Below are 22,072 nucleotides of genomic sequence, written 5' to 3'. Positions count from 1 at the left end.
CTTAGTTCGCACCCTGTTCGGACTCTTCAGCAGCCGCTTGAAGTTCGGCGGTTGCCTGGTTATAGCGGGACTCCGAGAGGATGTCGATGCGCCAGCCAGTCAGTTTGGCGGCCAGACGCGCGTTCTGACCTTCCTTACCGATGGCCAGGGAAAGCTGGTCATCGGGAACAATGGCGCGGGCCGAGAAGGTCTTGGGGTCGAGCACGCTCACCGACTTGATCTTGGCCGGTGAAAGGGCGGCGGCAATAAACTCGGTGGGGTCGTCGGAGTAGTCAACAATGTCGATTTTCTCGTTGTTGAGCTCACCCATCACAGCGCGCACGCGAGAGCCCATCTCACCGATGCAGGATCCCTTGGGGTTGATACCAGGCTTGTTCGCCTTGACAGCAATCTTGGTGCGGTGGCCTGCCTCGCGGGCAATTGCCATGATTTCTACCGAACCATCCTGAATTTCGGGCACCTCGTGCTCAAAAAGACGGCGCACCAGGTTGGGGTGCGAGCGAGAGAGCACGATGGAGGGACCCTTGGGGCCGCGGCGGGCCTCCAGGATGTAGGCACGCAGGCGGGAGGCATGCGGGTAGCGCTCACCGGGTACCTGCTCTGACTGGGGAAGCACAGCCTCTACGGTGCCCAAATCTACGTGCACCATGCGGGGGTTGGGGCCCTGCTGAATAACGCCGGAGACCAGCTGGCCTTCACGGTCGCGGAATTCACCCAGCAGGTGGGAGTCTTCAGCATCGCGCAGGCGCTGGAAAATAATCTGGCGGGCGGTGGAGGCTGCGATACGGCCGAAGTTGTTGGGAGTGTCATCGAACTCGCCAATCTTCTCATCGTTCTCATCGAGCTCGGGTGCCCAGATGGTCACCACACCGGTTTTCCGATCAATCTCTGCGCGGGAACCCTTGATAGCGCCGGGCTGCTTCTGGTAGGCCAGCAGCAGGGCACCCTCAATCATGGGGATAAGTTCGTCAATTGAAATGTCGCGTTCTTTTTCAAGCAGTCGCAGGTTGCTCAGGTCGATATCCATGGCAGGCCTTTCTCAGTAGAACAGGGCCGGGACACTAACGTATCCCGGCACCGTGCTTGGTCAATTCACGCGAGCTTTCCCGCACAAATTCTTGTTCTTAGCCACCATTCTAACGAATGGTGTGCCTAGTGGTTGAATTCGATTTCAACTTTTGCACTAGAAATTGAGTTCCAGGCAAGAATCTCTGCCGGATGGTAGGAGACTTTCTGCCCCTTCTTGGTATTCTTTTTCCGGGCTAGCTCCGGGCCCTCGTCGGTGACAGAAACCAACCGGGCCAGGTACTTCTCTCCCCCGTCTGCAGGAGCAATGTTAAGCAGGCGGCCCACCGACCGGTGCCAGTGCCGCTCCTCTTCGAGAGGGCGGGTTGCCCCGGGAGATGACACCTCCAGCATGTAGGGCGCATCGCCGTCATCAATCGCATCGAGCCTCGCCGAGAGCGCCTGAGAAATCTCGGCGACGGTATCCAGGGGCAGAAAGTCGGTTCCCTCGCGGTAGTCCACCACGATTTCGAGGGTTCGGTTGTTTCCGGCGCCCTTGGCCGCTATGGATTCCAGCACGCAACCGAACTCTTCAATCACCGGAATCAGTTCTGCCTTGAGAGCCTCAACCGAGAGAAAGCTCTTCTTTTCGCTGGGTGCGGTTACGCCTTGGGCCAGGCGCTCGGCCGCGCGACGCTCGCGGGCGTTCATTTCTTCTTTGGGCATTTTCATCTTTCTGGGCTCAAAGTTAGCGGGTCTTCTGCTTCTAAGCCTACAGGCAGGGCGGGAGTCTGTGTGAAAGAATGGGAGCCGTTGTTTTGGTCTTTCATTCGTGGTGGGGAGTAGGGGCTCATGAAAACTTCTAGCCTGGTTTCGTCAGTGGCGGCTGTAGGGATTATCGGTCTCGGTGCACTGGGTTTTTATTCCCAGACCCAAGAACAGCAAACGCGGGAAGAGCTGGCTTTCCCCGCGCGGGTCACCCACGAGCTCTACCTACTCAAGGCCACGGCTGAGTATGGAGCCCGGCCCGATAGCGGCTTGGAAGGTCTGGTGGATTCCCTGCTTGAGGACTACCCCGAATCTGCCCGAGAGCTAGGGCGAGAGGGCACCCCCTACGCCGAGGACGTAAACCTAGACTCGGTTGAAGCCGGCATGAGCGATATTGATGTAACGGCGCAGAAAATCTATCGGGATTTGCTGACTTCGGGGCAGGACGACGCGCGGGCTGCGGCCGTGGGCACAATTGAGTCGCTGGTTATCTACGATCAGCAGACGCGCGGTACCGAGGTGAAAGTACCCAGCTGGTTAGAGGAGGAGCAGGAGCCAGCGGCCTGCCTGCCCAGCGATTCAGCGGGTGAAGCTCCCGAAAGCGTACAGGTTCTTGCCCAGACGGGTGACTACTACCTCTATACGGCGCAGGTCTTTGACGCGCGTTCCAGCACCGATTCCTTGGACGAGAAGGAAAAGAAAGCGAGCGGTGCTGCCCTAGCCGATGCGCAGGAGACTAACCGGCAGCTTGACGATGCCATCGCCTGCACCTGGCAACTACCAGCCAACTCCCCCAACTTCGGCATTGACCGTTCCCAGCAGCCGAGCCAGGTACTGGAAGGGGCCCGTGATGCTCTGACCGTCAACGCGGCGGTTGTGTTGGCTGACCCTCAGGTACCGGTCGATAGCAAACTCTTCAAGGAGCTGCTGGTAGAAAGTATCTCCTCCCAGAAACCGGCGGGTTAGGCGCGGCTTAGGCGAAGAAAATATCAAAGCCCAGCTTGAGAATCAGGGCTGATACCACGCAGATCATCATGATGCGGATAAAGCCGTTACCGCGGGCTATGGCGGTGCGGGCGCCCAGGTAGCCACCCACCAGGTTGGCTGCCCCAAGTAGCAGGCCAATGGCCCAGATGACGTTGCCCGAGACGGCAAAGAAAATCAGGGCTCCAATGTTGGTTGCCAGGTTCACGATTTTGGTTTGGGCGGTGGCTAGCAGAAAGTTGTAGCCCAGCAGGGTAATCATGGAAATCATGAGGAAGGAGCCGGTGCCGGGCCCCAAAACGCCGTCATAGAAGCCAATCACCAGGCCAATGGCAAGGGCGATTGCGGTGTGCTTGCGCCCGGTGTGCTTCATGCGGGTCAGCTCGCCGGCCCCGGGTTTGAGAACGGTAAAGGCCAGCACCGCGATGAGGGCAAAGAGAATAATGGGTTTGAAAGCGGAGGCCGGTATCAGGGTTGCCACGATTGCCCCGCAGAAGCTGGCGCACAGTGCAACCGCCGCGGTGGGCAGGGCCGTGCGGATATCGCTGGTGGTGCGCCGGTAGTAGGTGAGGGCGCTGGCGGCGGTGCCGCAGGAGGAACCCAGCTTGTTCACCGCCAGGGCTTGAACCGGGGTGAGGCCGGGAATCATGAGGACGGCGGGGAGCTGCACGAGACCGCCACCGCCGACGACGGCGTCCACCCACCCGGCGAAGAGGCCGGCGGCAAGGACGAGCGCGATGGTGGCGGGGTCGAGACTTTCGATGCCCATGTGCTTCCTCTCCTAGCCGATAAGTTGAGACTCAGTATCCTGCAGGCAGACAACGTCGCCGGCCCTAGCCAGCCGGCGATTCGACGGCCTGCCGGGGCGAAGTCCAAGCGCGTAGGAGGACGCCGCGCATCAACTGGCATCGGGGCTGGCGTTTAAGGGAGGTTGATGTGCGGCGCCCTCCGAAGCGATTGAGCTAACGAACCTCCGCCAGGATTTCCTCGACCGCGTTTTCCAGAGAAATTTCGCGTGCTTCTCCGCTGGCACGGTCTTTGATTTCGATCTTGCCGTCTGCAAAGCCTCGGCCGACCACTACGGAGGTGGGTACACCCAGCAGTTCGGCGTCACCGAACTTTACGCCGGGTGAGACCTTGGGGCGGTCGTCGAAGAGCACGTCCAGGCCGGCTGCCGAGAGCTTCTCAGCCAGCTCCGCAGCGCCGTCCAGCACTTCATTTCCCTTGCCGGTGGCCACGATGTGTACGTCGTAGGGGGCGATGTTGCGGGGCCAGATGAGGCCCTTCTCGTCGTGGTTCTTCTCGGCGATGGCGGCCAGGGCACGGGTTACACCCACGCCGTAGGAGCCCATGGTGACGGTCTGGAGCTTGCCGTTGTTGTCTAGAACCTTCAGTTCCAGCGCTTCGGCGTACTTGCGACCCAGCTGGAAGATGTGGCCCATCTCAATACCGCGGGCGGCGATCAGGGGGCCGGAGCCATCGGGGGCGGGGTCGCCCTCGCGTACCTCGCAGGCTTCGATAACGCCGTCGCCCTCGAAGTCACGGCCCACCACCATGTTGTAGGCATGCTTTTCGAACTCGTTGGCGCCGGTAATCCAGGCCGAGCCCTCTACCAGGCGGGGGTCGAGGAAGAAGGGGATGCCGGTGGCAGATTCCTTGCCCAGAATCTTGTTGTCCAGAGAGGAGCCGGGGCCAATGTAGCCCTTGACCAGCTGGGGGAACTTCTTGAAGTCCTCATCATTCGCGGCCTCGACCTCGACTTCACCGCCAATGCCCAGCAGGGCACCCACGTTAACCTCTACCCGGCCCAGATCAACCTCGCGGTCGCCGGGAACGCCGATAGCTACCAGGTGGCGCTCGCCGTCGGGAGCGATTACGGCCAGAATCACGTTCTTGAGGGTGTCTGCGGCGGTCCATTCCCGGTCTGAGCGGGGGTGCAGCGCGTTGGACTGGCTCACCAGGGTTTCGATGGTGGGTGAATCGGGGGTGGCCTCAAAGGTTGCGGCGGGGGTGTTGGAGGCATCCACGGGCTCTGGGACCACGGTGGTCACCGCCTCAACGTTGGCCGCGTAGCCGCCCTCGGTGCGCACGAAGGTGTCTTCACCGATGGGGGTTGGATGCAGGAATTCCTCGGAGCGGGAACCGCCCATAGCGCCGGACTGGGCCTTGACAATCACAATTTCCAGGCCCAGGCGTTCAAAAATCTTCTGGTAGGCCTTGCGGTGGGCGAAGTAAGCCTCTTCCAGGCCCTCGTCGTCCATGGTGAAGGAGTAGGAATCCTTCATGACGAATTCTCGGCCGCGCAGCAGGCCTGCGCGGGGGCGGGCCTCATCGCGGTACTTGGTCTGAATCTGGTAAAGGTAGACCGGCAGGTCTTTGTAGGAGCTGTAGAGATCCTTGACCAGCAGGGTGAACATTTCTTCGTGGGTGGGTGCCAGTAGCATATCTGCACCGCGGCGGTCTTTCAGGCGGAAGAGGTTATCGCCGTACTCGTCCCAACGGTTGGTTGCCTCGTAGGGTTCGCGGGGAAGCAGGGCCGGAAAGTGAACTTCCTGGGCACCGATAGCGTTCATTTCTTCCCGCACGACGTTCTCTACCTTGCCCAGAACCTTCAGGCCCAGCGGCAACCAGGTGTAAATACCGGGGGCAGTGCGGCGAATGTAACCGGCACGAACCAGCAGCTTGTGGCTTGCGACTTCGGCGTCTGCCGGGTTGTCGCGCAGGGTGCGCACGAATAGTTGTGAGAGGCGAGAAATAGTCACCTGAGTCATCCGTTTCTTCTTGGGTCTCCCCCGCTATCTTCGGCATTTTTGGCCGGCGCGGGCACAGTCTTTTTCAGTGTACCGCTAAAAGCTAATCTGCTAAAAGCAGCTCCTAGAAGACAACGGTTGCAAAGGTGCCAATCTGTTCCATGCCAATGGATTCGTAGAGTTTTCGGGCGCGGGTGTTGAAGTCGTTAACGTAGAGGCTAATCTGCGGAAAGCGCGGTTTGATCAGCTCAAATGCCTGCGCCAGCAGGGGCGTTGACAGGCCCCGCCCCCGGTAGGCGGGGTGCAACCAGACACCCTGTATCTGGCAGCGCTCGCCAAAGGCCAGGCCCAAATCTGCTTTAAAGACCACCACGCCCTCGGTGTTGGTTGCCACGACGGTGCGGCCGGTGCGAACAAACTCATCCACCCGGCGGGTGTAACCGGCGGGGTCCCGGGAGAGCGGGTCATAACCTACTTCCTCGGTAAACATGGCCACCGAGGCCTTCAGCAGGGAGCGGCGGTCTGAGGTTCTTGCCCAGCGAGCGCCGTCCTCAGACAGCTGCGGCGCCTGCAGCCCCTCGCGGTACAGACTCGCCCGCCCTACGGCCGCAAGGTTCGCGGAGTCGGGCAGCACCATCAGCGGCTGGTTCTCGCGCACCGACAGGGGCAGGGGCAGTTTTCCGGCGATGAGCTCCCACAGGGGTAGAACGTCGTCGGCGTAGCCAAAAATCGAGGCCAGGCTACGGTGTGAGCGCGTGATGGCGGTAGCCACCGCCGCCCGGAACTGCTCGGGCACCACCAGGGGCACCAGGTTTGATCCCAGCCAGAAGGCACCCACCAGTTTGAGCTGGCCCCCGGGCGGAGCGGGCTCGGTCGCTGGGGCATGCGACTGGTCACCCTCGTTAATCTGTGAGAGGGGTGAGAGAAACTTCTGGGCGGCCCTGCGCGCGGTGGCGGGTAGCCGCTCTGCAATGCTGGACGACGCCGCCCCCAGGGTGTACCCGAGGTCAAGGTTCCGCGCCGGAGCAGGAGAGGGCTCAAGACCGGGATTTGCCACGGGTCGGCTTTTTTCGGCGGGAACAAAAATCCCCATGAAACCGTGGCCGCTTCGGCTGGCCAGGGCTGAGGGGGCGGGGAGGCCAAAGTGGTCAAGGTGCTCGGCGGCATAGAGAAAAGCTACCGGGTCCTGGGCAATCATGGCATCCAGCTGGCCCCAATCGTCGGTGGTCAGCGGGCGAATCAGCGTGTCTGAGATGGAACGCTGAAAGAGTGAAAACACAGGAATCGGTAGCTTTCTCGGTTGGTTGCGGCTAGTGAACGGTTACATCCACCGACTGTTCGGTGCCGTCGGGGGGCCACTCACCGTTGGCGATCATTTCATCGGCAATACGGTGGGCTTCGGTGATGAGGGTTTCGACAATCTCTGCCTCGGGCACAGTCTTAATAACCTCGCCCTTGACAAAAATCTGGCCCTTGCCGTTGCCCGATGCCACGCCCAAATCTGCCTCGCGAGCTTCACCGGGGCCGTTCACCACGCAGCCCATCACAGCAACACGCAGGGGGGCCTTCATGCCTTCAAGACCCTTGGTGACACTCTCGGCCAGCTCCCACACGTCCACCTGGGCACGGCCGCAGGAGGGGCAGGAGACAATATCTAGCTGGCGCTGGCGCAGGTTAAGGGATTCAAGAATCTTCAGGCCCACCTTGATTTCTTCCACCGGGGGCGCAGACAGCGAAACGCGAATGGTATCGCCAATACCCTGGGAAAGCAGGGCGCCGAAGGCGGTTGCTGACTTGATGGTGCCCTGCCAGGCGGGGCCGGCCTCGGTCACGCCCAGGTGCAGGGGCCAGTCGCCCTTTTCTGCCAGCTGCTTGTAGGCCTCAACCATCACCACCGGGTCATTGTGCTTCACAGAAATCTTGAAGTCGCGGAAACCGTGTTCTTCAAAGAGGGAGGCCTCCCACACAGCCGACTCAACCAGGGCCTCGGGAGTTGCCTTACCGTACTTTTCCAGCAGGCGCTTATCCAGTGAACCGCCATTGACGCCGATGCGTAGCGAAACGCCGTGGTCGCTTGCCATCTGGGCGATTTCCTTCACCTGGTCGTCAAACTTACGGATGTTACCGGGGTTCACGCGCACAGCGCCGCACCCTGCCTGGATTGCCTGGTAAACGTACTTGGGCTGGAAGTGAATATCGGCAATCACCGGAATCTGAGACTGCTGGGCGATAATGGGTAGCGCTTCGGCGTCCTTATCGGTGGGGCAGGCCACGCGCACCATGTCTGCACCGGCTGCGGTGAGCTCTGCAATCTGTTGCAGGGTGGAGCCAATGTCGTGGGTTTTGGTGGTGGTCATAGACTGCACCGAGATGGGTGAGTCTGAGCCAACGCCCACCTTGCCCACCTTAAACTGGCGGGTTTTACGGCGCGGAGCCAGGGTCTGCGGTGCGGGTTTGGGCATTCCTAGATTGACCGGAGCCAAGATATTCCTCCAAAGACTTTTCGTTCAACCGACCCTGTGAAAGTCGATTGATATCGCTTTCTATTGTGCACTACAGGGCAGGTAAGTCCCAAGAGCCAGGCTTCTCGTGCCTGGCATATCACACGGGTCTGTGGCGGAAATTTTGTCTCAGCTAGCGGGAGTTGGGCTGATCGAATAGCGAAAGCTTCTCGCTTTGGCAGGTGGCACCGATTACATTAAAAACCATGACAGCTTCTTCCCAGCCCCGCGTGCTCTCCACCAATATCGCTGCCCCTTTCCCCTGCCCCACCGGCGAAGACCGCCTCACCGGCATCTGCAAGCAGCCCCGCGCCGTCCTCGAAGTCTTCATTCCCGGTCCGAACTACGGCGACGGACCCGGTGTGCGCGGCGACGTTGTGGGCGACACCAAGCACCACGGCGGGGCAGACAAGGCGGTCTACGCCTTTGCCCGCGAGGAGCTGGACTACTGGGGCAAGCTGAACGGCTCCCCCTATACCAACGGCACCTTCGGCGAAAACCTCACCACCAAAGGAATCTCTTGGAGCGAGGTTGTCATTAATCAGCGGGTAGAAATAGGCACCGCCCTGCTAGAGGTCAGCGTGCCCCGCCAGCCCTGCCGCACCTTCGCCGAATGGCTGGGGCAAAAAGGCTGGGTCAAGACCTTCACCGCCCACGGCGACTGCGGCGCCTACCTGCGCGTGGTGGAACCGGGCGAAATCCGCCCCGGCGACGAACTGATTTTTAGGACGCCGCCGGCCCACGGAATCACGATGGGCGAGGCTTTTGCCGCCAAGATGGGAGATAAGGAGCTGGCACGCAAGGTCTATGAGGCCGCTTGCCTGCCCAAGCACCACCACGACCAGCTGGCCAGGCTGCTTCGCTAAATCCCCGGTCGGGAGCCGTGAGAACAGGTCGCCAGCTGGCTGGGGCTGGCGTGAATCGCGGTACGAGCGCTAGCGAGCCCGCGAGAGGGTCAGCTGGCGACCGTTCTCACGGCAACAGACAAAATGAGCGAAGCCTAAAAGACTGTAATCGGCTTGAAGAGGTCGGCGGCAATCAGAATCACCGACATACCCAGGAAGGCCCCCGCTACCACCCAGGTCAGCGGCAGAAGTTTCACCGGGTCAAAGGGGCCGGGCTGCGGCCTGCGGAAGATTTTGGCGAAGAGCTTGCGAGCGCCCTCCCAGAGGGCACCCAGCACGTGGCCGCCGTCCAGCGGCAAAAGCGGAACCAGGTTAAAGAGGAAGAGCATCAGGTTCATGGTGGCAACCAGCGAAACCAGTGAGGCCGCCTTAGAGTGCAGATCAATCTGGTCGGTGGCGGCGATTTCGCCGGCAACCCGGCCCACACCCACCACTGAGACCGGGGAGTCCTCAGCCCGCTGCCCGTTGGTGACCAGGGTTTCAGCAACGCCGTAGACCTTGACCGGCAGCTTCACCAGGGCAGAGCCCATCTGCTGCATCGACTGTCCGACGGCGGGGAGCACCTCAGACACTGAGCCGGGCTTTAGCTCGGTAGTGGGGCTAATGCCGATAAAACCGACGTCCTCGGTCTGATAGGTGCAGTCTGCGTTCTTCTCGAACTGGCCAGAGAGGTCGTTGAGAATGGGGCGGGTGGTCAGCATGGGGGTGATCGTCAGCTCTACCTGCCGACCATCTCTGACCACGGTGACCGGGGTTTCTTGATTGGCGTGGGTTTTGATTTCTTCAGAGAGCTGGTCCCAGGAGGTCACGGACTCGCCGGCAAAACCAACAATCTCATCGCCGGGCTTCAGACCCGCTGCGCTGGCGGGAGAAGCCGGATCAGCGGCGTCACACTCGGTTCCGGCTTCCTGATCAACATTGGTAGAGCTCACCGACTGCACGCACTGAGAAATAGTGGCAATCGCGGTGGTGGGCTGCTGCTGGCCAAAGCCCATGATCAGCACCGCCATGGCAACAATACCTATCAGCAGGTTCATGGTGGGCCCGCCCAGCATAATGATGATGCGCTTGACGACCGGCAGCTGATAAAACAGGCGGCCCTGATCAGCTTTGGTAATCCGCTCAGCATCTGCCTCTCGCGCCTGGCGGTAAAGGTCAGCCAGCCGACCGGGCTTGGCGGCACCCTTCTCCGGCGGGTACATGCCAATCATCGAAATATAGCCGCCCAGAGGAACAGCCTTGACCCCGTACTCGGTCTCCCCTATCTTCCGGGAGAACACGGTCTTGCCGAAACCAATCATGTACTGCGGCACCCGCACGCCAAAGAGCTTGGCGGGCACCAGGTGGCCAATCTCATGCAGGGCGATGGATAGAGCAATAGCCACCGCCATCAGCAGCACGCCAACAATGAAGAGCACAATTCCCATGCAGACCATACAACCACGTTTAGCTAGGGAAGTCCTGAAAGACTACCTGCGATGGGGTACCTGGGTTATTCAAAGGTGGGGTCTCCAGCCCGAGAGCGCTGTCGTGTGTGACCTTTTGAATAAGACTCACCCGCAAGTGAATGAATTACTAAAGGTCACAACCACCTCATTCTTTAGGTGCAAAATACATAAACGTAATAGTAAAAATTCCGATTAATTTTCCCTTGCTTTTTAAATAATTTAGGTGCATAGAAGGGGCCTGAATCCGTATGATTCCGGGGATTTTGTATAGGTCATTCCCTCCCTAAGACACTCATCACTTCACCTTAGTATCTGATTTTGACTAGGATTTAAAACAAGCCCGAACTTGAAAAACAAGTTTCCATCGAAAACTCATTGAGGAGTGCAGACAATGACCGTAACCGCGGATCGTGCTCAGGCATCCGAATTCGACTCTAATGACCCCAAGGCTGAGGCATGGAAGGGTTTCGTCGGCGGAGAGTGGCAGAATCACGTTGATGTTCGTGATTTCATCATGCGCAACTACACCCCCTACGAGGGCGACGCGTCCTTCCTGGCAGGCCCCACCGAGAAGACTCTGCGCGTGTGGGACACCCTGGAGAAGGACTACCTCTCCGTTGAGCGTAAGCAGCGCGTCTACGATGTAGACACCGAGACCCCCGCTGAGATTGACGCTTTTGATGCGGGCTACATCTCCGCTGACGACGACGTCATCGTGGGTCTACAGACCGATGTTCCGCTCAAGCGCGCTATGATGCCCAACGGCGGTTGGCGCATGGTGGAGACCGCTATTAAGGAAGCGGGCAAGGAACCCAACCCCGAGATTAAGAAGATTTTCACCCAGTACCGCAAGACCCACAACGATGCAGTGTTCGATATTTACACTCCTCGTATTCGTGCGGCTCGTTCCTCCCACATCATCACCGGTCTGCCCGATGCCTACGGTCGCGGCCGCATTATCGGCGACTACCGCCGCGTCGCCCTCTACGGTGTTGACTTCCTGATTTCTGAGAAGCAGAAGGACAAGGATCGCGTAGCCGACCAGGGCTTCTCCGAGCACTGGGCCCGCTACCGCGAGGAGCACGCTGAGCAGATTAAGGCTCTGGGTCGTCTGAAGAACATGGCGGCTAAGTACGGTTTCGATATTTCCCGCCCCGCCCAGACCGCCCAGGAAGCTGTTCAGTGGACCTACTTCGGTTACCTGGCTTCGGTGAAGTCCCAGGACGGCGCCGCTATGTCCATCGGCCGCCTCTCCGGATTCCTCGACGCCTACTTTGAGCGTGACCTCAAGGCTGGTCTGATTACCGAGTCAGACGCCCAGGAAATGATTGATGCTCTGGTGATTAAGCTGCGCATCACCCGCTTCCTGCGCACCATTGATTACGATCAGATTTTCTCCGGCGACCCCTACTGGGCAACCTGGTCTGACGGTGGCTTCGCTGACGACGGTCGCACCCTGGTTACCAAGACCTCCTTCCGCCTGCTCCAGACCCTGCGTAACCTGGGCCCCGCCCCCGAGCCGAATATCACCATCTTCTGGGACGAGAACCTGCCCGCAGGCTACAAGGAATTCTGCTCTGCTATTTCCATTGAGACCTCCTCCATCCAGTACGAGTCTGACCCGCAGATTCGTAACCAGTGGGGCGATGACGCCGCTATTGCCTGCTGTGTCTCCCCCATGAAGGTCGGCAAGCAGATGCAGTTCTTCGGTGCTCGCGTGAACGCCGCTAAGGCCCTGCTCTACGCCATGAACGGTGGCCGCGATGAGATGACCGGCAAGCAGGTTGTTGAGGGTTACGAGCCCATTTCCGGCGACGGCCCGCTGGACTTCGACGAGGTCTGGGATAAGTACGAGCACATGCTCGACTGGGTGATTGGCACCTACGTTGAGGCTCTGAACATCATTCACTACAGCCACGACAAGTACGCCTACGAGTCCATCGAGATGGCCCTGCACGACTCCGACATCATCCGCGCAATGGGCTGCGGCATCGCCGGCCTGTCGATTGTTGCCGACTCGCTGTCAGCTATCAAGTACGCCAAGGTGACCCCGGTTCGCGATGAGACCGGCCTGATCGTTGACTACATCACCGAGGGTGACTTCCCCACCTACGGTAATGACGACGACGCCGCAGACGACATCGCAGCAACCATCGTTCACACCGTGATGTCTAAGATCAAGGCAATCCCGATGTACCGCGATGCTATTCCCACCCAGTCGGTGCTGACCATTACCTCGAACGTGGTCTACGGTAAGGCAACCGGTAGCTTCCCCTCCGGCCACCGCGCAGGTACCCCCTTCTCCCCCGGTGCAAACCCCGAGAACGGTTACGATACCCACGGTATGGTTGCCTCTATGCTCTCGGTGGGCAAGCTGGATTACCAGGACGCCCTCGACGGCATCTCCCTGACCAACACCATTACCCCCACCGCACTGGGCCGCACCAAGGAAGATCAGATCAAGAACCTGGTTGGTATTCTTGACGCCGGCTTTGTGCCCGAAGAAGACTAACCACCCCATAAGAAACAAAGGAGTAATAACCATGGCAGTCAAGACTTTTGATGAGCGCCTGGCAGATATGAAGGCAAACCGCGCGAACAACCCGGTCATGGCCGGTTCCGGCCTCTACCACGCAAACATTAACGTTCTCAACCGGGAAACTCTGGAAGACGCAATGGAGCACCCCGAGAACTACCCCAACCTGACCGTTCGTGTTTCAGGCTACGCAGTGAACTTCGTTCGCCTGACCCGCGAGCAGCAGCTGGATGTTCTCTCCCGTACCTTCCATCACGGCGCATAAGAACACAAACCCGTAGAATAAATCAAATGACTACACATCTGGTAGAAACGCCTGGGGAGCAGGATTTTGCTCCCCCGGCGTCTCGCCATATCGGTGCGGGCACCTGGGGCCTGGGCGAAATGACCGACCTGGAACGCAGTGAGCAGCTCACCCGTATGCGCGAGGGTAAACTCGGTTCTGTCCACTCCTGGGAGCTCGTTACTGCGGTAGACGGTCCCGGCACCCGCATGACCATTTTCATGAACGGCTGCCCTCTCCGCTGCCTCTACTGCCACAACCCCGATACGTTCAACATGAAAGACGGCCAGCCCATCGAGGCTGAAGATCTTATCAAACGTATCAAGCGCTACCGCAAGGTCTTCAAGTCCACTGGCGGCGGCATCACTATCTCCGGCGGAGAGGTGCTCATGCAGCGCGCCTTCGCCTGGAACATTCTGATGAGCGCAAAGTCCATGGGAATCCACACCTGCATTGACACCTCGGGCTTCCTGGGCGCTCACGCCAGCGATGATTTTCTGGAATCCGTTGACCTGGTTCTGCTCGACGTAAAATCCGGCGACGAAGAAACCTACCATAATCTCACCGGCCGCGCGCTACAGCCCACCATTGACTTTGGCGACCGGCTCAACGAGCTTGGCAAAGAGGTCTGGATTCGCTTTGTGGCGGTTCCCGGCTACACAGACTCCTACGAAAACGTGGAGAACGTGGCGGATATTGTCTGCCGCTGGCCCAACTCGGTGACCCGCGTGGAGGTGCTCCCCTTCCACCAGATGGGAACCGACAAGTGGGAAACCCTGGGTCTGGACTACAAGCTCAAGGACGTACACCCGCCCAGCAAGCAAGAGGTCGAGCGGATCCGCGACCAGTTCCGAGCCCGCGGCCTCACTGTTTACTAAATACCTCCTGCGGAGCCCAGCATAAAATGCCACGAGCGGTGGTGTGTGCGGGTGCCTCTGCCCCGGCGACACCCTTAACGCCAGCCCCGAGCCAGTCGCCGGGGCAGAGGCACCCTCACGGTCTGGTCCGCGAGGTCGCTTACCCTTGCACAGGCGGAACAAAGCCAGACCCAGCCAACTGGCATCGGGATGAAGCGATACGGGTGCGAGCTTGCGAGCACTCAAAAGTGAGCGGAATCGCGAAGCGTGCGTTTAAGGGCGTCGCCGGGCAGAACCACCCCGCCCAAACCCATTCCAACTTATTTCAGCAGCTCATTCGTCCGCACCCTCGCCCAGCGCTCTGCCTCAAGCACAGCCTCTAGTGTTAGATCCTTCTCTTCAGTTTTGGCGCTCGAGTTTTCGTGTTCCTGCAGGGTTCTCTCAACCGCGTCAATAATCTCGGTGAAGCGGATTTTTCCCGCGTGAAAGGCCGCCACCGTCTCTTCGTTGGCTGCGTTGAAGACTGCCGGAAAGGTCCCACCCCGCTTGCCAGCTACCTTAATCATTTCTACGGCGGGAAAGGCCTCAGAGTCCAGCGGTTCGAAGGTCCATTCGCTGGCGGTAGTCCAGTCGCAGGGAGCCGCCACTCCCGAAATTCGGTGGGGCCAGGTCAGTCCCAGCGCAATCGGCAGCAACATGGTCGGCGGTGATGCCTGCGCAATAGTCGAGCCATCGACGAACTGCACCATCGAGTGAACGATTGACTGACGGTGCACGGTCACATCGATACGGTCAAGGTCTACACCAAAAAGGTGGTGGGCTTCTAACACCTCAAGCGCCTTGTTCACCATGGACGCCGAATTGGTGGTTACCACCAGCCCCATATCCCAGGTGGGGTGGGCCAGCGCCTGAGCGGGAGTCACCTCGTGCAGCTGCTCGCGGGTCATGCCGCGGAAGGGTCCACCCGAGGCGGTGAGAATCAGCCGATCTACCTCGGAGTCGTGGCCTGAGGCCAGAGCCTGCGCCAGCGCTGAATGCTCAGAGTCCACGGGAACCATGGGCTGCTCCAGCGGTGAAGCGTCTACAGCAGCCCTCACCAGCGCACCGCCTGCAATGAGCGATTCCTTGTTGGCCAACGCCACCTGGGAGCCCGTCTGAAGCGCCGCCAGGGTCGGCTGCAGGCCAATAGAACCGGTAATGCCGTTAAGGACGACGTCGGCGCCGGCCTGCGCCGCTTCGGTCGAGGCAGTCTCGCCGTGGGTAATTCGCGGTGAGTAGCCGGTCAGCCCGGCAGAGCGAGCGGAATCCGCAATGAGCTCGGCTAGCCGGGCGGCGTCGTCCTTGCTGCCCGATGTCGCTACCAGCTCGGGCCGAAACTTCACCGTCTGCTCTGCCAACAGCTGCAGGGAGCGGGCGCCGGCAGACAGAGCCAGCACGCGCAGAGGGGCGCTCTCTGAGTGGGAGGGCACCCCCGCCAAAGAGTTGAGGTGCTCAATCACCTGCAAACCCTGGGTTCCGATAGAGCCGGTGGAGCCCAGCAGTGTAACGGTACGGGAGCCTTTCAGGAACTCTGTGAGCTCGGCAGTCAGACGGTCACGGGAGGAATCTCGGAAAATTGAAGCACCAAATTTCATGCTTCCAGTCTACCGGCGAGCGATGCCCGTTCCCATCTAGGAACTCAAACCTCTCCGAATTGCGGCAATCAGCGAATCAACCATCTTCTGTGCTGTGGGAGACTCGGGGGCCAAAGCATCGGCACCGTGGTACATACCGTCTGCGATGTAGAATTCAGTCTCTACACCGGCTGCACTAAGACGTTCAGCGTAAGCCTTATCTTCTTCAAAGAACAGGTCAATATCTCCCACCCCAATCCAGGTTGCCGGTAGTTTTTCTACCGGTTCATACTGGGCAGGAGAAGCGTAGGCAGGTAAATTATCTCGGTCGACATCTCGCAAGTAAGTTTCCCAAGCTCCAACATTGGCATTGTGGGTCCAGGTGATTTTACCGCGGCCCTTATCATTTTCGCGGCTGCGGTAGGTCGTCTCGTGATCCAGCATGGGGTATACAAGGGCCTGGAAAGCAACATCGTTGCCTTCATCGGCGGCGCGCTGAACAATCCCGGCGGCTAGGCCTCTACCAGCACTGCTACCGCTCACCGCAATCTTCTGGGGATTGAAGTTCATCTCATCTGCACGAGACTGTAACCAGCGTAGAGCCGCGTAGCATTCATTATGGTCACCCGGAAACTGACCGCCTGCGTTGGACTGATGATAGTCAACAGACAGCACAGGTATTCCCAGTTGAAAAGCCAGATAACTTGCCCTATCCACATCTATCCCGGCAGTTCCAACAACGTGGCCTCCACCGTGAATCCAGAGTACAGCGCCGTCAAGGTCGCTGCGGTGCTCAGGCTCAATAAGAATTGCTTCAAAGGGCTGTTTGTCAGCGTCGGGGGAATTACCGACAATGCTACGTTTAGTCGTTCCGGTCACCAACTGTCGCTCGGGTATAACAGTAGCCTGAGAAGCAGGAATCATCCCCATAATCCTAGGGCTGGGAATTGCTAGGGGAAGATAGGAATAAATGTTTCGCAGATCGTAGGCTACGTGGTTGGTGACGTAAGTGTGGCGTTTCAGGACATAGGCTACTGAGCTAGCAAGTGCAACGGTGCCCAATAATTTCTTCATAATTTCCTCTCATAAATTAGTGCAGTTTCTGCAATAAAAATATCTTATCTATGATTCCTGATAGGACGCTTGAAAAAACGAAAAAGGGAGCCGGTAGATAACTACCGGCTCCCCCAGCGCTGGCGGCTAGCCCACGATGTCAAAATTCTTCAGGCGCTTCTTATCGGCCTTGGACCCCGACTGCAGGCCCAGCAGCTCCGCATAGATACCACCCGAGACAGCCAACTCGGCGGGAGTACCCACCTCATCAATCCGACCGTCCCTGAGAGTCACAATGCGGTCTACCGCAGAAATCGTGGAGAGCCGGTGGGCGATAATCAGCGAGGTCCGCCCCTCCATTAGCTCGTCCAGTCCCTTCTGTACTGCCCGCTCAGCCTTGGTGTCCAGGGCAGAGGTCGCTTCGTCCAGAATAAGAATGGGAGCATCCTTGAGGATTGCCCGGGCCACCGAAACCCGCTGCTTCTGGCCGCCGGAGAGTTTCAGACCGCGCTCGCCGATAATCGACTGATAGCCGTCTTTGAAGCCCCGAATAAACTTATCGGCGTTCGCTTTGATTGCCGCCTCCCGGATCTCTTTCTCGCTGGCGTTGGGTCGGGCGTAGGAGATATTTTCAGCGATGGTGCCGGAGAACAGCGAAGCATCCTGGAAGACCATGCCAATCTGCGAGCGCAGCTGCTCCAAATCGCCGTCCACAATATCCATACCGTCTACGGTGACCGAGCCGCTGCGCGGGTCGTAGAGTCCCTCCAGCAGGGCCATCAGGGTTGATTTTCCGCCGCCAGATTCGCCCACGAAAGCAATTTTTTCGCCGCGTTTGATGGAGAGGTCAATGCCGTGGAGCACGTCGTCCTCCCCCTCATAGCCGAAGGTGACGTTGTTGAAGCGGATGAGTTCTTCACCCACTTCCGCCCTAATCTCCCTGGGCTTCTGCGCAGATTCTTCACCGCGGGTCAGCTCAAGGGCGCGGGCGTCCACCGGTCGTTCCATAACCTCAAAGTAGTCTTTAGAACCGGCGATAGCACGCTGAGATGCATCGACCACCCAGCTCAAAGAGGTAATGGGCTGAACCGCCATGCCCATCAGCTGAATCAGCAGCACCATATCGCCGATGCTGAAGTCACCGTTCATGGTGCGCACAAAAATGATGAGGTAGAGAATAAAGAAAACGATGTTGAGAAAGGCCAGACGGTAGATGTCCATCTTGTGCCAGTAGCGCGACTGCTGGGCGGTGGTGCCCACCGTGCGGAAGAAGAGCTTGCGGAAGAGTCCCAGCTCCCGACGCTCCTGGCCAAAGGACTTCACCACGCGAATCTGGCCGATCACCTCGTTGAAGCGGCCCGAAGCGACGTCAATATCCTTGTTTTTCTCACCCTCCCAGACCTGCCACTTGACGCTGGTGCGGCTGGTCAGCCAGAAATACACGGGGAAGATGATAATCAGCAGAACCGCCAGCGGCCAGTAGTAGATACCCGAAATCACCAGCACCGAAACCGTGGTAATCAGCAGCGAAGCAAAGGTGTTGGAGAACATCTGAATGAACCGGGTAATTTCCATAATGGTTCGGTTCAAGCGGGAAATGATGGTGCCGGTCAGTTCTTCGTCAAAGTATGAAAGCGGCAGGACGAGCAGCTTCTCGAAATAGCGAACCGAGAGCATGGTGCGCATCTTCTGGCTCATGACGTCGCCCAGGTAGCCGCCGATGTTACTGAAGAGGGTGTTGAAAAGCTGCGCCGCCAGGTAGGCCACGGCAAACCAGATAATGACGTCGACGCCGCGGCTTTGGTCGCCACCCAGATAGGCTACGACCGTGTCGGTAGCGCCTTTAATAATAAAGGGAGACAGCAGGGCGGTAGCTGAGGTGAGCACCGCACACACAATGATTCCGAGGTAGTAGCGGTTGAGCTCTCGGGTGGCTTGGAGGATTCGCAGAACGCTTTTCATATTCCCCTTTGGGATAGGGGGCACCCCTGGAGATCACCAGGGGAAGCCGGTCTAGACACGTTATTTTCAGTCTACTCCGGCACAAAAAATCTCCCCACCACTTCTTCAGTGGTGGGGAGATCTTTGCCCATGATTTATCTCATGGAGCAGGCCAGCTCATCGCTTAGCGGCGCTTGGTCACCAGTCCGTAGACGAACAGAACAATCAGTGCGCCAACAACTGCGGTAACCAGGGTACCGATGTTGAAGCTAAATGCATCGGTACCGCCGGTGATGCCGAGCAGGCCGCCCAGCCAACCACCGATGAATGCGCCTACAACACCCAGAAGCATGGTGACGATGATGCCACCGCCCTGCTTACCGGGCATGATGAGCTTTGCCAGTGCGCCCGCGATAAGGCCGAGTACGATCCAACCAATAATTCCCATTATTTTTTCCTTTTCGGGTTAGAGGCGATTCGCTCGCCTATATCTTCCGCTTCAACCATTAATCAGTCTACATACTTTTTAATCAGTATGCTTCATGGTTTGACTCACATACCCCATTTTGGTGGGCAGTTGCTCCGAAAAAGCAGAGAAAATCCCCGGAAACACGGGTTTTCGGGGATTTTCAATTTTTTAAAACTTTCTTCAAAAAGTTTCCCTTGCGGGCATGTCGCTAGTGGTCAATCGCCCCCTCAGCACCAATACCGGTCAGCGAGCGGACCTCCATCTCGGCCTGCTTGATTTCATCTTCACGCTGGCCGCCCAAGGAGCCGAGCCAACCCAGCAGGAAGGCCGCCGGAATGGAGATAATACCGGGGTTGCTTAGGGGGAAGAGAGCGAAATCAGCACCGGGAATCATCGAGGTCTCGGAACCCGACATCACCGGTGAGAAGATAATGAGAAGAATTGAGATTCCCATACCGCCATACATCGACCACACAGCACCGCGGGTTTTGAAGCCCTTCCAGAAGAGCGAGTAGATGATGGTGGGCAGGTTAGCAGAGGCAGCCACCGCGAAAGCAAGAGCCACCAGGAAGGCAACGTTCTGGCCCTGGGCACCAATACCACCGGCGATAGCCAGCAGACCAATAACCACCACGGTAGTCTTAGCCACCCGAATCTCCTTGCGGGGGTCAGCCTTACCCTTGCAGATCACATTGGTGTAAATATCATGGGCGAAAGAGGCTGAGGCGGTAATTGCAAGACCAGCCACCACCGCAAGAATAGTTGCAAAAGCTACCGCTGCGATAATACCCATCAACACAGAGCCGCCCAGCTCAAAGGCAAGCAGGGGCGCTGCCGAATTGACACCGCCGGGCGCATTGCCAATAGCCTCAACCCCCACCAGGGCAGCGGCACCGTAGCCAAGCACCAGGGTAAAGAGGTAGAAGAGACCGATCAGAACAATCGCCCAGACCACCGATTTACGGGCCTCTTTAGCGGTGGGCACGGTATAGAAGCGCATCAGCACGTGGGGCAGGCCCGCCGCACCGAAGACCAGGGCCAGGCCCAGCGAGATGAAGTCAATCTTAGTGATTTCCGAGGCGCCGTACTTGAGGCCGGGCTCAAGAATTTTTGAGTTACCGGTGGATTCAACAGCGCTACCCAGCAGGGATGAGAGGTTGAAGCCGTAAAGACCCAAAATCCAGACCGTCATCACAGCCACACCAGCAATCAGCAAGCAGGCTTTAATAATCTGTACCCAGGTGGTGCCCTTCATACCACCTACCAACACGTAGAGAATCATCAGCACGCCCACCACGATAATCACCAGCGACTGACCAGCCTTCGACGAAATACCCATGAGCAAAGACACCAGAGCACCCGCACCCGCCATCTGGGCCAGCAGGTAGAAGAGGGTCACAGCCAGGGTAGAAATACAGGCGGCAATACGCACCGGGCGCTGCCTCAGACGGAAGGAAAGCACATCCGCCATGGTGAACTTACCCGTGTTGCGCAGCGGCTCTGCCACCAGAAGCAGGGCCACTAGCCAGGCCACCAGGAATCCGATGGAGTAGAGGAATCCGTCGTAGCCCTGAACAGCGATAGCGCCCACAATACCCAGGAATGACGCCGCCGAGAGGTAGTCACCGGCGATCGCCAGGCCGTTCTGGGTTCCACTGAAGGAACGGCCACCTGCATAGTAGTCTGCCGCGGTCTTGTTATTTTTACTGGCGCGGAGCACAACAATCATGGTCACCAGCACAAAGGCACCAAAAATCGTCATGTTAATCCAGGGCGTTCCCACGGTCTCGCCGGTGGATTCTGCCGCCAGAACTACCGAGGAAGTATCAGCGAGGTACATAGCCTATCCTTTCCGTTCTGCGGCGTAGACGCCAGATTCCATCTCGTCGCGCAGGGCAGCGGCGCGGGGGTCAAGAGTTTTATTGGCAAAAGCCACATACCAGCCGGTAATAGCAAAGGTGGTGGCAAACTGCAAAAGACCGAGAATTATGCCGATATTGACGTTTCCTACCACCGGTGTTGCCATAAAGCCCGGGGCATAAATAGCCAAAACCACATAGAGCAAATACCAAATGAGAAAAGCCGCAGCCAGGGGGAAAACGAAGCTCCGGTGCTTCTTTCGCAAGTCAGCAAAAGCTGGGCTGACCTGGGCACGGGTGAAGTCGATGTTATCGGTGGGGTTCACCGGATCATCAGAGCGTACAGATGCTTCACTCATCACAACCTCCTTGTTGAGTTGAAGTCTAAAGTACACTATGAGATGTAACACATACAAATATATTCTGGCTCACATTTGCTGTGTCTGCTTAAAAAGAAGAGGCACCCGTCTCAGCGGGTGCCTCCTGTTTGTTAGCCTAGGCCTTGATTGCCAAGATCAGAGAAACACAGCGGTCAAGAAAAGCATCAACCTGGGTTTCCTCATAGCTGATCTCTCCGGTTGCCGAAGAAAATACTGCCTCCCGGATCATTGCCGGTGAAAGTTCTTCATCGCTGAGAAAATGAGCCTTCAAACTCTCGCACAGGGCATCGACGTCTCCCACAAAATAACCCCGGGTCAGTTTTTCTGACGGACGGCGGAAGCGCTGCCTCTCCGGCCTGTTCAGCCGCCCCATAATCAGCTCCGCATCAGATTCCAGCCGAGCATTCCAGGCAGAGATCTCCTCACGGGCAATCACCCGTTCTTTCTCAAAGACCACAAAACGATCCTCAACCCGGTCGAGGGCGGCGTCAACCTCCTGCGGAACGTAACCGCCTGCCTGGCCTGAAAAGCTGCGCTGGCGAATCAAAGTCGAGGTAGCGACGTCCTGACGGCTTCCTCCGCTGCGCAGAAGCTCAAAATCATCGGCCAAAGCGGCAAAAAAATCATCGACCTCGGCACAGCTATAGCCCAGTTGCTTCTCGCCTACGGTATTGAATTCGCTCATCGTGCGCGCACCGCGATGCTTCATCGTCTCAATCC

General features: G+C 58.4%; 20 protein-coding genes. 6 read left to right on the top strand and 14 right to left on the bottom strand.

Annotated features, from left to right (window positions below; translation table 11 throughout):
- Position 1 precedes the first annotated feature (1 nt).
- Both nusA and rimP read right to left on the bottom strand, forming a co-directional pair.
- Positions 2-1,027, bottom strand: a complete 1,026-nt coding sequence (gene nusA / locus IEV00_RS07505; RefSeq protein ID WP_188359731.1) for a transcription termination factor NusA — start codon at positions 1,025-1,027, stop codon at positions 2-4.
- A gap of 125 nt (positions 1,028-1,152) precedes the next feature.
- Positions 1,153-1,731, bottom strand: a complete 579-nt coding sequence (gene rimP, locus IEV00_RS07500) for a ribosome maturation factor RimP (protein ID WP_229723132.1) — start codon at positions 1,729-1,731, stop codon at positions 1,153-1,155.
- A gap of 126 nt (positions 1,732-1,857) precedes the next feature.
- On the opposite strand from rimP, the gene IEV00_RS07495 reads away from it, so the two are divergent.
- A complete protein-coding gene (locus tag IEV00_RS07495) occupies positions 1,858-2,739 on the top strand; it encodes a hypothetical protein (protein WP_188359729.1) in 882 nt (293 codons plus the stop codon).
- 7 nt (positions 2,740-2,746) lie between these two features.
- Here IEV00_RS07495 and IEV00_RS07490 read toward each other — a convergent pair whose 3' ends face one another.
- The gene (locus tag IEV00_RS07490; protein WP_188359728.1) at positions 2,747-3,526 is read right to left on the bottom strand and encodes a TSUP family transporter; all 780 of its coding nucleotides are present in this window, start codon (positions 3,524-3,526) and stop codon (positions 2,747-2,749) included.
- Between the two features lie 24 nt (positions 3,527-3,550).
- On the opposite strand from IEV00_RS07490, the gene IEV00_RS11215 reads away from it, so the two are divergent.
- Positions 3,551-3,682, top strand: coding sequence for a hypothetical protein (locus tag IEV00_RS11215; protein WP_268234170.1), 132 nt, complete (start codon positions 3,551-3,553; stop codon positions 3,680-3,682).
- Between the two features lie 37 nt (positions 3,683-3,719).
- On the opposite strand, the gene IEV00_RS07485 is transcribed toward IEV00_RS11215, so the two are convergent.
- From IEV00_RS07485 to ispG, 3 genes are all read right to left on the bottom strand, one after another.
- Complete coding sequence (locus IEV00_RS07485; protein WP_188359727.1) at positions 3,720-5,528, bottom strand: proline--tRNA ligase; 1,809 nt, start codon at positions 5,526-5,528, stop codon at positions 3,720-3,722.
- A 103-nt stretch (positions 5,529-5,631) separates the two neighbouring features.
- The gene (locus IEV00_RS07480; RefSeq protein ID WP_188359726.1) at positions 5,632-6,786 is read right to left on the bottom strand and encodes a GNAT family N-acetyltransferase; all 1,155 of its coding nucleotides are present in this window, start codon (positions 6,784-6,786) and stop codon (positions 5,632-5,634) included.
- 31 nt (positions 6,787-6,817) lie between these two features.
- Positions 6,818-7,969: a flavodoxin-dependent (E)-4-hydroxy-3-methylbut-2-enyl-diphosphate synthase gene (ispG, locus tag IEV00_RS07475; RefSeq protein WP_188359829.1), complete on the bottom strand. Its 1,152-nt coding sequence runs from the start codon at positions 7,967-7,969 to the stop codon at positions 6,818-6,820.
- Between the two features lie 245 nt (positions 7,970-8,214).
- Between ispG and IEV00_RS07470 the strand changes: the two genes are divergently transcribed.
- Entirely contained in the window at positions 8,215-8,874 is a 660-nt protein-coding gene (locus IEV00_RS07470) for an MOSC domain-containing protein (protein ID WP_188359725.1), read from the top strand.
- 134 nt (positions 8,875-9,008) lie between these two features.
- Here IEV00_RS07470 and IEV00_RS07465 read toward each other — a convergent pair whose 3' ends face one another.
- A complete protein-coding gene (locus tag IEV00_RS07465) occupies positions 9,009-10,340 on the bottom strand; it encodes a M50 family metallopeptidase (RefSeq protein ID WP_188359828.1) in 1,332 nt (443 codons plus the stop codon).
- A gap of 412 nt (positions 10,341-10,752) precedes the next feature.
- On the opposite strand from IEV00_RS07465, the gene pflB reads away from it, so the two are divergent.
- The 3 genes from pflB to pflA are packed head-to-tail and all read left to right on the top strand — an operon-like array spanning position 10,753 to position 14,058.
- Positions 10,753-12,873 carry a formate C-acetyltransferase gene (gene pflB / locus IEV00_RS07460; RefSeq protein ID WP_188359724.1) on the top strand — a complete coding sequence of 707 codons (2,121 nt, stop codon included), beginning with the start codon at positions 10,753-10,755 and terminating at the stop codon, positions 12,871-12,873.
- 31 nt (positions 12,874-12,904) lie between these two features.
- Positions 12,905-13,162, top strand: coding sequence for an autonomous glycyl radical cofactor GrcA2 (gene grcA2, locus IEV00_RS11210; RefSeq protein ID WP_188359723.1), 258 nt, complete (start codon positions 12,905-12,907; stop codon positions 13,160-13,162).
- A 26-nt stretch (positions 13,163-13,188) separates the two neighbouring features.
- Positions 13,189-14,058, top strand: coding sequence for a pyruvate formate-lyase-activating protein (gene pflA / locus IEV00_RS07450; protein ID WP_188359722.1), 870 nt, complete (start codon positions 13,189-13,191; stop codon positions 14,056-14,058).
- A gap of 299 nt (positions 14,059-14,357) precedes the next feature.
- Here pflA and dxr read toward each other — a convergent pair whose 3' ends face one another.
- The 7 genes from dxr to IEV00_RS07415 form a co-directional block, all read right to left on the bottom strand.
- The gene (dxr, locus tag IEV00_RS07445; RefSeq protein ID WP_188359721.1) at positions 14,358-15,671 is read right to left on the bottom strand and encodes a 1-deoxy-D-xylulose-5-phosphate reductoisomerase; all 1,314 of its coding nucleotides are present in this window, start codon (positions 15,669-15,671) and stop codon (positions 14,358-14,360) included.
- 36 nt (positions 15,672-15,707) lie between these two features.
- Positions 15,708-16,724, bottom strand: a complete 1,017-nt coding sequence (locus IEV00_RS07440) for an alpha/beta hydrolase (protein WP_188359720.1) — start codon at positions 16,722-16,724, stop codon at positions 15,708-15,710.
- A 126-nt stretch (positions 16,725-16,850) separates the two neighbouring features.
- A complete protein-coding gene (locus IEV00_RS07435) occupies positions 16,851-18,665 on the bottom strand; it encodes an ABC transporter ATP-binding protein (protein ID WP_188359719.1) in 1,815 nt (604 codons plus the stop codon).
- Between the two features lie 163 nt (positions 18,666-18,828).
- Complete coding sequence (locus IEV00_RS07430; protein ID WP_188359718.1) at positions 18,829-19,092, bottom strand: GlsB/YeaQ/YmgE family stress response membrane protein; 264 nt, start codon at positions 19,090-19,092, stop codon at positions 18,829-18,831.
- Positions 19,093-19,321: 229 nt separating this feature from the next.
- Positions 19,322-20,953 (bottom strand): monocarboxylic acid transporter, encoded by a 1,632-nt coding sequence (locus IEV00_RS07425; protein WP_188359717.1) that lies wholly within the window; start codon positions 20,951-20,953, stop codon positions 19,322-19,324.
- Positions 20,954-20,956: 3 nt separating this feature from the next.
- Positions 20,957-21,331: a DUF485 domain-containing protein gene (locus IEV00_RS07420; protein ID WP_188359716.1), complete on the bottom strand. Its 375-nt coding sequence runs from the start codon at positions 21,329-21,331 to the stop codon at positions 20,957-20,959.
- Positions 21,332-21,467: 136 nt separating this feature from the next.
- Positions 21,468-22,061: a DivIVA domain-containing protein gene (locus IEV00_RS07415; protein ID WP_188359715.1), complete on the bottom strand. Its 594-nt coding sequence runs from the start codon at positions 22,059-22,061 to the stop codon at positions 21,468-21,470.
- Between the last annotated feature and the right edge of the window lie 11 nt (positions 22,062-22,072).

This window comes from Rothia aerolata, assembly GCF_014635585.1.
GTDB classification, from domain to species: Bacteria; Actinomycetota; Actinomycetes; order Actinomycetales; family Micrococcaceae; genus Rothia; species Rothia aerolata.
This window is presented reverse-complemented; position numbering and strand designations above follow the sequence as displayed.